Origin of the sequence: Persicirhabdus sediminis (genome assembly GCF_016595495.1) — a bacterium.
Classification (GTDB): domain Bacteria; phylum Verrucomicrobiota; class Verrucomicrobiia; order Verrucomicrobiales; family Akkermansiaceae; genus Persicirhabdus; species Persicirhabdus sediminis.
The window spans coordinates 105,992-119,964 of the sequence record NZ_JAENIM010000042.1; the positions used below are offsets into that span (position 1 = coordinate 105,992).

Sequence of the window (13,973 nt, forward strand, 5' to 3'; positions counted from 1 at the left end):
CGAATATCAATCATTCGACTCAAGCAATTAAACAGCTCAGAGCAAAATCGCTCTGAGCCGATAGGTCTAGCTAACAACCTAATCAACTAGCTGGAATTTCCCCTGATCTGGCACCGCCATCACTTCTAGCTCGGCCCCAGAACGCGCTAGTGGTTTGGCTCTCCAGTTCTCCACAGCTTGCTCGATCGGGCTGATACGATAGCTCAGGTGATAGGCTTCACCGCGCAGTTGGTATTCTTTCAAAATCATCGAGCCCCAAGAATCAATGCCACCTACACCAGCTTGGGCAAAATCAAGGTTGAGGAAAATCTCGTCCGAATAATCCATCTGGAATGTATAATCGGACTGGCTCATTTGCTCCTGGCTGTAATTTCTAGCCGTCACACTGAGGTGCTGCCCATTCCCCTCAATCAATACACCTCGCCCATCGGCCTTGGTCATGCTCAGCCAACGGACCGCCGTTTTGTTACCATTCTCTTGTGGTTTGGAATAATCCGTCCATTGCTCAGCGACCGATCCGCTAAACAATCCCACCAGTGAGAAATTTCTATCCGTGTACGTTTCCCCAGCGCGACCGAACCAAGCCATCTGTTGATACTCAGGTGCTAGCATCCACAGCGAGCCGACGCGTGAGAGCTGACGAATGGCCTCTGGCGTGTGGCCAAAGTCGTAATGCATTTCCACTAACACAGAGCCTAGTTTATTGATGGTATAGGCAGCTGAAGCGCCTGCACGCACTGCTGGCATCGTCCACTCCACACGCACTTGGATTTTATCATCCAGTCGTTCTAACTCTATCTTATCAACCACCGCGCTTGGGCCAGCCTGCGCCCATAGCGGGCTGATCTGATCACTCTGACGGCTTTCATTGTCTACCAAGGCGCGCGCTAGATCTAGTTGGCCACCAGCGGTGAAAACAACTTCGTCCTTATATGTGTATGAGCTGATCGTGCCGCTTGCTTTGTCAAAGGTAATGGCAAACTCTTCCCCCATTACTTTGATGCTGCTCGTTGAGTCTTCAGTTCCTAACTGGCGTCCTCCAGCCTCTTCTTTACCGCCGCGGATGTACTGCACGGTAGCATCGGTCATGTAAATTTGCTCCCACGCTAACAAATGAGCATTACTCACTAGCGGATGGTAATCCACCTTGGCATGAAACTCGAATGTTAGGTAATACTCGAGTCCACCTTCTTGCTCGACAATCGCGTCTGGGATAGTGATTTCGCGCGACTCCCCTGCTGGTATATCTAGCTGATCGAGCAAACCTTCAGCGACGATTCGCCCATTGGCTTGCATGTTCCAGCTGCCATAAACCAGCTCGTCTAGCTGACTAAAATCAAACCAGTTGGTAATAAGAAATGTCCCAGTTTCTTTATCAACTAACTCCACATGAACGTTGCGCTGAAGGTACTTCATCGCCTGCATGCCAGGGTGTGGTTTTTGCGCCGAGTCTAGCAGGCCATTCATGCAAAAATTGCCATCGTGGTGGATATTTTCTTTTTCCTCAAACCAGCCACCGTATGCAAAAAAGCTCTCATTCACAGCACCTTTGCCAACTTTATCACGGTGCTCGTCTGGAACTGGCTGGCGAATCCCTTGGTCCATCCAATCCCAAACAAAACCACCTTGCACGAGGTTATCTTGATAGAAAACATCCCAGTAGGCGTCAGCTCCACCGTTAGAATTTCCCATCGCGTGCATGTACTCACAGATGATGTAGGGTTTCTTCAGCCCGCTCTGCAGATAGCTCTCTATCTTTTCTGGCGTTGAGTACATCTTGTTAACGATGTCGGTATTCTCAAAACCATTCTCAGCCAGAGCACGCTCGTAGTGGATAGGCCGGCTAGGATCCTTTTGTTTGATCCATTCATAAGCAGCACGGAAATTCACCCCGTCACCAGCTTCATTGCCCATCGACCAAACGACTACACTCGGGTGGTTTTTATCCCGCTCAACCATGCGCTCGATTCTATCTAAATGAGCCGCTTGCCACGCTGGGTCTTTGGCTAGACTTTGCGCACCATAGCCCATGCCATGGCTTTCAATGTTAGCCTCGTTCCATAGGATGATGCCGTATTCGTCGCAAAGTTCATACCATTCACGCACGTTAGGGTAATGGCTTGTGCGCACCGCATTAAAGTTATTTTCCTTAAGTAGCTGGATATCGCGCACCATCGATTCACGGTCTATCACATGCCCCGTATCTGGGTGATGCTCGTGGCGGTTGACGCCTTTGATGAGAATGTCTTTGCCATTTAGGCAGAAGCGACCGTCTTTGATTTCCACTTGGCGGAAACCCACTTTCTGCGGGATCACGCTGAGCACACGCCCCTCATCATCGCAGTGGCTGATCATCAACTGATAGAGTATTGGCGATTCTGGATTCCACTTCTCTGGTGCCTCCACCTGCATTTCTAGCTGGATAGATTCAGCTGCCTCAGCCTGCGCAGTGACAAGCACATTTCCAGCTGGATCCAGCAGTTCTAACTTCACCATTCCAGCTGGCTGGACCATTTCTAAATCCACCTTCAATGTGGCATTTTCATAGTTTTCATCTAGCTGAGTTTGCACAGAATAATCGCGCACGTGTGATGGATTGCGGCTCCACAGATAGACATTGCGGTAGATGCCGCTGAGCCTCCAGAAATCTTGATCTTCAAGGTAAGATCCATCGGACCAGCGGTAAACTTCAACCGCTAGAGAATTTTCGCCCTCACGCAGATATGGCGTTAGATCGAACTCTGCGGGTGTGCGACTCCCCTGGCTATAACCAACAATTTTACCATTAACCCACAGGTAAAATGCTGAATCTACACCATCAAAAACGATGAATGTTTGCCGCCCCTGCCAGGTGCTAGGAATACCAAAATGCGTACGATATGACCCGACCGGGTTATATTCCACGGGTGCATTTGGTGGATCTTTTTTGAAAGGATATTTAATGTTGGTATAGATCGGCGTACCAAAACCGTGCATCTGCCAGTTAGATGGCACGGGAATTTTGCCCCACTGGCTATCGTCATACGTTTCTTGATAGAATGCCATTGGCCGCTCAGCTGGATTTTTTGCCCAATGGAACTTCCACTCACCATTCAGGCTCATATGCCATGCGGAGTTTTCATACTGCCCGCTGGCCGCGGCTTTAGCATCTGGGAAAACCATCATGCTGGCACGCGCAGGCTGACGATTTTGCTGTAAAATGTTCAGATCGTTCCACGCTTGCGCCCAAGCATTTATGCTCAGCACGATGCTCATGATCAATGTATAACAGTGAATTTTAGCCATCATATTTCCTTTCCGTTGCCCCTTTAGTCGCAGCTAAAGATAAACGCAAACCGTCATCTTGCCATCTGCGAGCTGCTGAAGGCTACATCGAAATAGGCTCAAACCACAGCTAGAAACAATACGATATCATTAGAAATGGCATCTAACTTCTAACACTATCAGACAAAAAACAGCCGCTACCCTCACAAACATCTAGCCAGCAATCAACAAGCACTATGGCGTAGCTAGCACATCCACTTTCCAGCGGAAAAAGCGCGCATCCAGATCCAAATCTACTTTAATGCGGATTTTGCCATCCACCACTTCGGCGACACCTGAATTTGCCCACAGCTCTAGGTCTTGAGAATATTGCCCCCGGAGCTCCACGCCCATGGTGGCTAGGTTCCCCGAAAATGGCGACTCGAGAACCAAATAACCGTCTTCGACGTATGGTTTCAGAACCGTGCCGGTATCAAATGCATTGGTGGGATCTAGGCCTAAAGCAAACTCCAGACCGTTGCCCAGGCCGTCACCGTCGTCGTCGTCGCTGAAACTATCAATGCCTGAAAAATCAGCTTCTTTCCATGCTTCCCAGCCAACAAGCGCGCCATCAGGCACCACGGTGAGCATCGGCCCGTATGGGTACCAGTAATTGCCCATGCGAGTGCGTTTGCGCAAGATGTACTGCACGCCGTCCTGCAAGCTGCCACCAGCTGAAGAACTATCAAAGCTGACAACTGAGGCGTCTCCTGAATATGAGGTTGTTCCCTGAGGAACCAGCTGCTTGCTGTTGCTAAGGCTGATATTATCAAGAAAAGCGCCATTGATGTTTGCTGTCTCTGCAGGGAAACAGAAACTCTCGGTCTTATGAATCCTGAAGCGGATTAAAACTGGCTCTCCTATATACTCCACTGGAATGGCCACCGATCTCTGAATAAACGAGCCATCGGTGATGGTCCACTGCCTAGTAGCTTCAATATACTCAGAGCTACCCGCATAATCGGCGATCGACTCCCATTTCGCGTATCCAGCGGAAATTTCTACTGATAATACCGCGGTCGGCATCATGTAAGCGCGACGTAATTTGAATGATAAGGTCGCGCCACTCTGCGGAATCATGGTTCTTTCAAAACCAAACATCTCCGAATTACGACTGTAGCGGCTAAATCCGAGCCGATAGGACCTACTCCCGTTCGCAGCTAACCAGTTCGAGGTAAGCGTATATTCAGAGCCTGTGCCGTCCCATAAATTTACAGTGGAACCACCCTCAGCGTTCCATGTCTGTGACAAAGCTCCAATTTGGGTCACTTGGAATTCGTGCTCCTCAGCATCATCAACTGACTCAAATGTGTATCTCGCGCCACTGACTGGTGGAATTTGGGTACCCGCTAATGATTGATCTTCACCCAACCCGTCGACATTAAACACTGTAACCTTGTAGCTGTAGGCCTCAGCCACTCCCCCTATTAATATATTAGAAACGGTAACGTGATATTCGGCATCTTCCGCTACTGAGTTACTGACACCATCAAGTTTCCAAACGATGCTATTATCTCCTTTGAAAACATTTGGATCCGCATCAGTAATGGTCAGAGACATTGGATTGCCGTCCTGATCTGTCACTGAGACCGCAGCGGCAGAGAAATCGGCTCCCCAACGACCCAGCGACCAATGAGTTGGGACTAGTTTATCAGGAAAATACCCTTGATTAGGCCATGGAACAAATTGTTGACTAACATCAAGTTTCTCCTCTTGGCGTTGGAAAATATATAATGCATTAGCGGCATACCTCAAAACTGAGCCTTCCACGCTGTCAATGGTATCGCCTGTCGCCATGGTGGTTGCTCTAGTATATAAGATCCAGCGTCGGTGGCCAGCTGAAGCATCAAAGGTTGCCAAAGAATCAGGATCATTCTCCCTCATGTAGGCGTCCATAGCACCAGGCCCATACAAACCAACAGACAGGTTACTATATTGGGCGCCATTCCAACCAGCGAAAGTGAACTTTGGCCAACTCGAAGATGGGTTGTGACTCGTATTGTTGCCCGCCGACATCATAAATGCGGCGCGCTGGGCGGCGGCTTGTTTGGTAGTGGCGGCTCCTGGATAGAAGGTATCGGCATCACTGCCAGCCACGGTATGGGTACTGGAGAAATCAATGTTAGCTGGCACACCAGCCATGGCGCGGTAAAAGTTCACCCGGCGCTGCACGTCATCTTTGAGTGCCTGTGTGGTAGAGCCGTGGTTATTGCCGCTGTAGCTGCCACCGTACCAATCGTTACTGCGTGTTTTGTAGGCTTCAGACTCGGCGTACACGCTGTGGTAGAAACTCGCTACATCATTGCGGCTGGTGGTATCGACGGTAAATCCGCTCACAGCAGATGCATTTCCTGGTCCTGGCTGCCATGCAAACACGGGCGCAAAAAAAGCCAGCATCGCCATGAGTGATATGGAAATGATGGTTGTAGGGGTATTACATCTTGTCGCTGGGATCGGCAAAGGTGTAAATGCGTTCTTGGGGGATGTTTTGTGTACTACAGGTGTACCAAAGAACCCTCAGGAAACAAGCGTTTTCAATCATCTAGCAAAAACGGTTTAATCAACAATGCGCGACATTTAATTTGATCAAATCTAGCGTCAATCTCGACAATCTCTTACTAGCCAACGACTAAGCTCGACTCAGCTGTTCATTTCTGACAACGGAGAGACAGAACATGGTGGCTGTCTCCACACGTAAAATAATTTCTCCCAGGCTGATGGGAGTGAAACCTGCAGCAAAAGCAGCTGCATATTCGTGGCTGGAAAAATCGCCTTCAGGGCCGACGAGGATAGCTACTTTTCCTTTACCAGACCACGCTTCCACCACTTGTTTGAGCGGCTGTGATTGGTCTGAGATGGCGGCGATGATTTCAAGTTCGCCAGCTTGGTGCTCGGCCAGCCAGCTGGCAAACCCGAGCGTGGGCAATATTTGAGGCAGGCGGTTTTGCCCGCATTGTTTGCACGCTTCTAGGGCGATGCGCTGCCACTTGGCCTGTTTTTTAGCAATGGCATCGGCGCGCGCCACGGTGTGCTCAGTGATCAGCGGCTGGATGCTGGCAACGCCGAGTTCAACGGCTTTTTGCACAATCAACTCCATGTTGCCAGACTTCGGCACCGCTTGGTAAAGCACCATTTCTGATGCGGGTTGTGGGTCATCCCGCAGCTGGTCGAGCTGCAGGGCGACTTCACTTTTCGAGGTTTTCAGCACAGTACACACCGCGCATTTTCCCTCACCATCAAATACCTCTACCTGCTGACCGACTTGGGTGCGCATCACGCGCACACAATGTTTGGCCTCCTCACCACGGATGGCGAGATTGGCCTCATTCCAGTCAGCTGGGCAGATGTAATAACGGTTCACAACTTATTCTGCGTCGGTGAAGAATCGCTTCGCTTTTTCAAAGAAGGATTCTTGAATTGGGTTGTTCTTCTGGCCAGTAGATTCAGAGAACTCAGTGAGTTTCTTTTTCTGCTCAGAGTTGAGTTTGATTGGCACTTCAATCTGAACTTCTACGTTGAGATCACCTTTGACAGATGATCCCAGATCAGTGATGCCGCGGCCACGCAGGCGGAAAACCGTACCACCTTGGGTGCCAGCTGGAATCTTGATGGATGCCTTGCCAGAAAGTGTAGGCACTTCCAGCTCACCACCGAGCGCTGCAGTAGCAAATGGCACTGGCAGCTCGCAGTAGAGGTTTGGTCCTTCGCGGTCAAATACCTCGTGCTGCTTGACGTGGATGAATACGTACAGATCACCAGAATGACCTCCGCGCATGCCTGCATCACCATTGCCGGTAGAACGCAGGCGTGTGCCTGAGCTTACGCCAGCTGGAATGCGGATTTTGATGCGTGATGACTGCTCGCGGCGACCGTCACCGTGACAGTCAGAACATGGATCGCTGATCACTTGGCCAGCTCCGTGACACTCTGGGCAGGTGGTCTGCTGGACAAAGATGCCAGCTTGGCGAGTAACTACGCCAGATCCGCCACAGCTCGTACACGGCTTGCTGCCTTTATTGCTCTTGGAACCAGTGGTTTTACAAGTTTTGCAAGGTTCGAGTTTTTCCAGCTCGAGCTCTTTTTCCACACCCTCGGCAGCTTCTTCTAGAGAAATCTCGAGGTCGTAGCGCAGATCGCTGCCTGGCTTGCGGCCATCAGGTCGGCGCTGGCGTCCACCACCAAAGATGTCTTCAAATCCACCGCCGCCACCAAAGGCGCCGCCGAATACTTGTGAGAAGATGTCTGAGGCATCGTGGAAACCACCAAAGCCGCCGCGACCACCGCCGCCGCCACCATTTTCAAAGGCATCGTGACCGTAGCGATCGTAAGCTGCGCGCTTGTCTTCATCACTGAGCACCTCGTAGGCGTGGCTCAGCTCTTTAAATTTCTCTTCAGCCTCAGCATCACCCGGGTTTTTGTCGGGGTGAAATTTCACCGCAAGCTTGCGGTAGGCTTTTTTCATTTCAGCAGCGCTGGCATCGCGGGACACGCCCAGCACTTCGTAAAAATCTCTGTTGTTGGACATGATGATTATTCGCTTTTCTCTGTGTCTTCAGCTGGGGATTCTTCAGCAGGGCCAGTGGAGACCGCTACGTTCGTTGGGCGCAGCAGGCGCTCGCCCACTTTGTATCCCTTGCGCACGGTGCGGATGATGTGGCCTTTTTCCACGCTGTCGCTAGCTTCTTGCAGCAGACCTTCGTGGATTTTTGGATCAAACTCAGCACCATCAGCGACGACGATTTCTTCGACGTTCTGGCTGGCGAGGAAACTTTCAATTTGTTGCAGCACCATGTTCATGCCCATGTAGAGCATGGATCCCTGCTCTTTTTCGGCAGCCATCATGCCCATGTTGAAATTATCAAGAACTGGCAGCAATTCTTCAAGCAGGCGCATGTTGCCGTAGCGTACTGCATCTTGCTTTTCGCGAGCCATACGCTTGCGGAAGTTTTCCAGCTCAGCCGTGGCGCGAACCGCTTTATCTTTCCATTGTGCGGCTTCTTGCTCCAGCTGCTCCCATGGGTCGAGCTCTTCAGCTGCAGCGGCTTGCTCGGTGGTCTCCTGAGCCTCTTCGTTCTCAGCTGGAAGATCATCTACAAGCTCCTCATTCTCTTTTGCAGTTTCAGATGTGTTCTCTTGCATGGCGCAACTCATAGCCAGCATGAGCGAGAGGTCAACTGCAGAGCTTCCAAAATATCATCAAATCAATCGGACCGCTTGACAAAGCGATGCAATTTTAGCACCTAAACATTTGCTTTGCCTGCACTCACCCAGCATTTTGGTAAATTTTGCACCCTACTAGCGATCCTAGGCGTACTCGATGCGCACTTGTTGATCGCCCAATGTTGGGCGTGGACGCAGATGCTTGCGGACCGCAGTGACCGCGGCATCGAGCTCGCTATCGACTCCACCTTCAATGGCGAGCACCCCTGTGCGCTTTGTTTGCAAATCAAAGCGGCCAAGGTGGAAAAAGACGAACAGCAACCGATTTCGGTACGCAGCGAAGTCTTCCAGCTGGCTGGTTTTTGTACCCCATCTGAGATGACACGCGCCATGCAAGTTTCCCCACCACCACATCGCCAGCTCAAGCTGGAGCTATGGCAACCGCTCACCCCAGCGGGTTTCATCAGCACACCTATCTCACCACCGCCACAGGTGAATTCTTGATCACCATACGCATGATTTGTCCATGCGTGCATTCATCCTAGCGGCAGCTGGCTCCATCGCCTGCGTCAGCTAGCTAGTGGATTTGCTGGAATTTCCAGCGCATCTCACTTGCGGGCTCAATGTGCCCGTCCTCCCCCCCTTTGCGGCTAGTCCGCTACGATTGCCGCCTGTCACTTCTACAGGCCAACTATTGATCAAGAATCTTACAACACGATGAAACAATTTTCACTTATCACCACCACTATCATTGCCACTGCAGCCAGCTCATTTGCCGGAGAAACTGTCAGCCAAGTCGCCAAAGAAAGCTCATGCGCGACTCATTGCCCATGCGGCACACACGCACGCCCAGACTACCATGCCCCTATCGGCGTAATGGCAGACCACGTGCACAACAAAGGCACTTTGATGGCCTCCTACCGATACATGTACATGAGCATGCAGCGCAGCTACGACGGCAGCTCACAGATTTCCGATAGCGAAGTGCTGGAAAACTACATGATGACACCCACCGACATGGACATGCAAATGCACATGATCGGCCTCATGTACTCACTCACTGACAGCTTCACGCTCGGGCTGATGGCCAACTACAAAGACAGCGAGATGAATATGACCATGCGCGGCATGATGGGCATGCCAGCCACCACATCCAGCTCGTCAGTGTCAGGTGTGGGCGATACCACCATTTCTGCCCTCTATCAGGCCTACGCTGAAAAAAATGCCCGCCTCGTGCTTGGTCTCGGGCTTTCTATGCCCACTGGCAGCATCGACGAAACCTTAGACAACGGACTGCACGTGCCCTACACCATGCAGCTGGGATCTGGCACATGGGACATCAAACCTACCGCCACTTGGGTGCAGCTCTACGATAAATGGTCCTACGGTGCTCAGCTCACCGCCACCATCAGAACGGGCTCCAACGACAATGGCTACGACCTCGGCAACCGCGCTGAAGGAAGCCTGTGGGCAGCGTACTTGGTGAACGAAAAAACCTCTATTTCCACCCGCCTGATTGCCTCCTCATGGGGCAATGTGAATGGTGAATCTCAGGACATGGCACCACCGAGCATGACTCCAGCTACCGATACTCACCTGCGCGGTGGCCAGCGCCTCGATCTCGCCCTCGGTGTCAACTACATGCTGCCAATCAACAGAGCTAGACTGGCGCTAGAAATTGGTGGCCCTGTCTACCAAGACCTAGACGGACCTCAGCTAGGATCCGAGTGGTTCACCACTCTGGGGATCAAAAAATCTTGGTAAATTCAGCCAGCCAGAAACCCTCTTTTCTCATTCAGCCCCAAACAATTGCTTGGGGCTTTTTTGTCTCGCTAGAAAACAGTCGTCTGACAACTAACTGTTAAATTCATGCGTTTATTCGTGACATCTAGCAATCACTGTCTACATTTTGTCTACATGAAGCGCCCACTTTTGATATTCACCCTTTGTTGTCCAAGTTTTGCCGCCGCCGAAGTAGAAAATACAACTGGCATGGCGGACGAATATTTCCTCAAAAGAGATGATCTGAATGCGCCATCTGCCTACCTTCAGTTTGGTTGGTCTGGGGATTCTGATTTCAAAAGCTCGGACGCGCGTATCAGCTATACCCGCCTGACCATGCGCACCGCGCTCTACAAACCCGTCCAACTGACTGACAATCTGCGTTTGCTACCAACTTTACGCTACGAAAGCACCTGGTTTGACCTCGATGGCATTGATGCGCTGAATGACGTCAACGTGCACACCTTGGCCTTTAGCTTCAACTTTTTCTATAACCAGCCGGGCAGCAAATGGTCATTCATCGCCACCGCAACACCGGGCATTTCATCAGACTTTTCAGACGTCAATGGCGATGATTTTTACATCAACGGACTGGTGGGCGCAAAATACCGCTGGAATGACGATTTCTCACTTTTGATTGGCGCCGGTAGCGTGCGCCGCTTGGGTGGCCAGCTGCTTTTACCAGCAATTGGTTTTGAATGGCGCCCAAGTGATTGCACTTATGTCTCACTGCGCGGGCCGGTATTCACCGCAGCGTGGCAGCCCCATGAAGACTGGATTATTCGCGCCATGGTTCTCCCAGGTGGTGGTGTATGGAACGTCAAAGATAAAGAAACCAGCGCCAGCTACGACATCAAACAAAGTAACTTCCAAGGCGGTTTGCTGGTAGAGCGACGCCTCAGCCAGCACGTCTGGCTGACCGCGTGGGGCGGCCTGACCTTCGCCAACGAAGTGGAAATTGAAACCGCTAGCGGTGGCAATACCGTGTTTGAAGACGACATCGAAAATGGCTGGTTTGTCTACACCGGCCTGCGTGTAGCCGTTTGGTAATCACGCGCCAGCTAGCTGCTACCAGTTGGTTGTACGGTTTGGTTCGTGCCCCTCAATATCGCATGTTAAAACCGAATCATTTGGTAGCGGCACAATAGATTCAAAGGTATAATTTCCATTACTTGGGCAAACTGGGCGGAATGGAAGATACTTGCCGTCGCCGTAGATTGCATCCTCATCAATGGGTGTTTCACCATCAGCTGGCACGTTATTCACATTCTGCCAAGAGCGTGTCGCCTGCTGAACCATACGGATATTCAAGATGCAGTTCGCCTGGTCCGCTCCGTCTTTATATTTGACCCCGCTGATAAACAATACGCTAATCAGCGATAGTATCACCAAGATGACAACAGTCAGCTCAACCAATGTCATTCCTCGTGCCATTGCCAGCTCCCCGCAAGATGAGAATTTACCCAGCGGCATATCTACCTCAGCGTCGCCCATTTCTCGTTGGCTAGCTCGCTTTGATTTATCTGTCTCTCTCGCTTGAAACCACAACATTATCTTTCCCATCATCGATTCGCTTTTTTTATCACAATTAACTCAAAGTTCATCGATGAAAACGTGTCATCAGCTAAGCTCATTTGTTAAAATGTTTTAATTAACACCCTCGTGAAACGTTTGACAATCAAAGCTCTACTCAGCTCATAGAGAAGAAATTACCTGCTTAAATATAAGCAACAAACGTCCAACTAGATATAAACCTAGTTGGACAAATTCGTGAAACAAGCACTAAATTCGTTATGAAACCTAGCTTTTCACCAATCTGAAACACAGATAAAGATTGGCCAGCTGGCTCATAGATGGTGTAGAGAAGGAAGAATACAGGGGAACAAATATAGTGAAATGGCGGTGGGAGCGCACGTGACAGTAGCGCTCCTCCAGCCCATGAATGAAATCTTGGCGGTTACCAGCCTACGGAATCCTCAGGTTCGTGGCCGTCGATATCGCAGTCGACTACAAGGCTGCCAACTACGGGCACAGCTACCGCAAAGGTGTAGCTACCATTAGCTGGGCAACTTGGCCGCACTGGCAAAAATTTACCATCGCCATAAACTTCATCTTCATCGATAGCGGTCACACCATCAGCTGGGACGTTGTTCACATTTTGCCATGATCGTACAGACTGCTGCACGGTTCGAATATTCAAGATACAGTTAGCGCGGTCGGCACCTTCTTTATAGGCGCGACCAGCCATAAATAGAACTGAGATCAAAGTGAGCATTACAACAATAACTACGGTAAGCTCAATCAAGGTGATGCCGCGGGCTACACGACCAGTTGGGGGGACAGGAGGGGTATACATATGGTTTTAGGGGTTGTATAAGCAAAGTAAACAGACACTTGCATGAAGTCGAGGAAGAATTAGTACGACAACCCATTTCTGGCAACTCATTTCACCCATTCAAGCCAGCCGCAACACACTATCAATCAACTCATTAGAAAAACCATAATTACCAATCCATTACCCCACGGGGGCTAACAGCATCGAACATTGTATGAAAAGTTGTTCACCCCTTGGTCGCAAAAAAAAATCGTCCAGCTGGAAAAAATTCCGGCTGGACGATTAAATGAGTTAAGAAACCTACAGATTACTTAAGTGACTTCATCAATGGGTTTGCCGCTGGCACAACAGTAACAAAGGCTACACGCTTGTACTGTGGGAATGTCCACTTGTGTACCACTTTTTTGTCGCGGGAGATCTCAATGAAGTTTGGCTCCTCGCTGCTGTGGTAGAGCGCGAGCAAGTAGTTATCACCGTCAAGCACGGTAAAGCTAGTAATCGGACAATCTTTAATCTTGGCGTCTTTAGAGAGGGAAAACTCCCAAACGACTTTCCAGTCTTTATCGTATTCTTGCAGTTTGCCGCGTGAGGATACGAGGGTATGGCCATTGGCGAGTCGCTCGCCACGAGTTACGGATGGCAAATTCTTCACCTCTGAAATAATTTCGCCTTCAGGGGTATACTCGCGCAGTGTTTTCATGAACAACACAGGAACTAAGTAATTACCTTCTGGAGTGATCGAGCAATAACGAAACTGACCGTGTTTTTTGAACTCGATGCCCTGAAGCGAAGTTTCCTTGAGGACTTCGCCAGCTGAGTTGATCTCGGCAAATTTAGAATGCCCCTCGTTACCGATCAAAAATCGATCGTCACCAAGTTTCATCGCAAAGCAGTTTTGCGTATCTTTTGGCACCTTGTATTGCCAAATATTTTTACCGTCGAGGCCGAGCATATGAGCGCCATCCTGGGTACCCACTAGCACAGAGCCATCATCCTGCAGCTCAAACAACTGCGGGTGAACCAGCTTATCTTTATTGGTCCAAACAATTTCTCCAGCTGGAGTAGATACAGCAATCTCGTCTCGCTGATCACCTGCATGGACGGAGAAAATAAATCCGCTGCCAGCTGGCAGCTTGCCAGCATAATCTTCGGCTGCTCCGGCTACACCAATGGTAGCTAGAGCTAGTATTCCTAATAAGGTCTTCATAACGCCACCAGAAATTACCTATTATTCGTCAATAATCACGCGGAATCCGACATTAAATATCATTTGGAAGCTCGGATAAGTTAAATGGTAATCGGAAGTCTCGCTAAGTGGGCAAACGAGCCATGATCTAGCTGCCAGCTGCATCCACACACCCGCCTGAAACTTAGCCTTTTAGCAAATTTCAGG

The 13,973-nt window shown here is 50.1% G+C and carries 12 protein-coding genes; 4 read left to right on the top strand and 8 right to left on the bottom strand.

The window, feature by feature from the left end:
• Positions 1–78: 78 nt before the first annotated feature.
• Positions 79–3,255 (bottom strand): beta-galactosidase, LacZ type, encoded by a 3,177-nt coding sequence (lacZ, locus tag JIN82_RS12775; protein WP_234042000.1) that lies wholly within the window; start codon positions 3,253–3,255, stop codon positions 79–81.
• 243 nt (positions 3,256–3,498) lie between these two features.
• On the bottom strand, positions 3,499–5,679 hold the full coding sequence (locus JIN82_RS12780; RefSeq protein ID WP_234042001.1) for a hypothetical protein: 2,181 nt from the start codon (positions 5,677–5,679) through the stop codon (positions 3,499–3,501).
• A gap of 25 nt (positions 5,680–5,704) precedes the next feature.
• On the opposite strand from JIN82_RS12780, the gene JIN82_RS12785 reads away from it, so the two are divergent.
• Positions 5,705–5,863 carry a hypothetical protein gene (locus JIN82_RS12785; protein ID WP_200312041.1) on the top strand — a complete coding sequence of 53 codons (159 nt, stop codon included), beginning with the start codon at positions 5,705–5,707 and terminating at the stop codon, positions 5,861–5,863.
• A gap of 69 nt (positions 5,864–5,932) precedes the next feature.
• Here JIN82_RS12785 and JIN82_RS12790 read toward each other — a convergent pair whose 3' ends face one another.
• Genes JIN82_RS12790 through JIN82_RS12800 form a run of 3 tightly spaced genes read right to left on the bottom strand, consistent with a single transcriptional unit; the run spans position 5,933 to position 8,442 of the window.
• Positions 5,933–6,664, bottom strand: coding sequence for a 16S rRNA (uracil(1498)-N(3))-methyltransferase (locus JIN82_RS12790; RefSeq protein ID WP_200312042.1), 732 nt, complete (start codon positions 6,662–6,664; stop codon positions 5,933–5,935).
• 3 nt (positions 6,665–6,667) lie between these two features.
• The gene (dnaJ, locus tag JIN82_RS12795) at positions 6,668–7,828 is read right to left on the bottom strand and encodes a molecular chaperone DnaJ (RefSeq protein WP_200312043.1); all 1,161 of its coding nucleotides are present in this window, start codon (positions 7,826–7,828) and stop codon (positions 6,668–6,670) included.
• 5 nt (positions 7,829–7,833) lie between these two features.
• Complete coding sequence (locus JIN82_RS12800; protein ID WP_200312044.1) at positions 7,834–8,442, bottom strand: nucleotide exchange factor GrpE; 609 nt, start codon at positions 8,440–8,442, stop codon at positions 7,834–7,836.
• 114 nt (positions 8,443–8,556) lie between these two features.
• Here JIN82_RS12800 and JIN82_RS12805 point away from each other — a divergent pair, with 114 nt between their 5' ends.
• The 3 genes from JIN82_RS12805 to JIN82_RS12815 all read left to right on the top strand — a co-directional run bounded on the left by JIN82_RS12805 (position 8,557) and on the right by JIN82_RS12815 (position 11,295).
• The gene (locus JIN82_RS12805) at positions 8,557–8,967 is read left to right on the top strand and encodes a hypothetical protein (RefSeq protein WP_200312045.1); all 411 of its coding nucleotides are present in this window, start codon (positions 8,557–8,559) and stop codon (positions 8,965–8,967) included.
• A 213-nt stretch (positions 8,968–9,180) separates the two neighbouring features.
• Positions 9,181–10,227, top strand: a complete 1,047-nt coding sequence (locus JIN82_RS12810) for a transporter (protein ID WP_200312046.1) — start codon at positions 9,181–9,183, stop codon at positions 10,225–10,227.
• A 153-nt stretch (positions 10,228–10,380) separates the two neighbouring features.
• On the top strand, positions 10,381–11,295 hold the full coding sequence (locus JIN82_RS12815; RefSeq protein WP_200312047.1) for a DUF6268 family outer membrane beta-barrel protein: 915 nt from the start codon (positions 10,381–10,383) through the stop codon (positions 11,293–11,295).
• An 18-nt stretch (positions 11,296–11,313) separates the two neighbouring features.
• On the opposite strand, the gene JIN82_RS12820 is transcribed toward JIN82_RS12815, so the two are convergent.
• From JIN82_RS12820 to JIN82_RS12830, 3 genes are all read right to left on the bottom strand, one after another.
• Positions 11,314–11,811, bottom strand: a complete 498-nt coding sequence (locus JIN82_RS12820) for a type II secretion system protein (protein ID WP_200312048.1) — start codon at positions 11,809–11,811, stop codon at positions 11,314–11,316.
• A 391-nt stretch (positions 11,812–12,202) separates the two neighbouring features.
• On the bottom strand, positions 12,203–12,601 hold the full coding sequence (locus JIN82_RS12825) for a type II secretion system protein (RefSeq protein ID WP_200312049.1): 399 nt from the start codon (positions 12,599–12,601) through the stop codon (positions 12,203–12,205).
• 286 nt (positions 12,602–12,887) lie between these two features.
• Positions 12,888–13,787 (bottom strand): aryl-sulfate sulfotransferase, encoded by a 900-nt coding sequence (locus tag JIN82_RS12830; RefSeq protein WP_200312050.1) that lies wholly within the window; start codon positions 13,785–13,787, stop codon positions 12,888–12,890.
• Between the last annotated feature and the right edge of the window lie 186 nt (positions 13,788–13,973).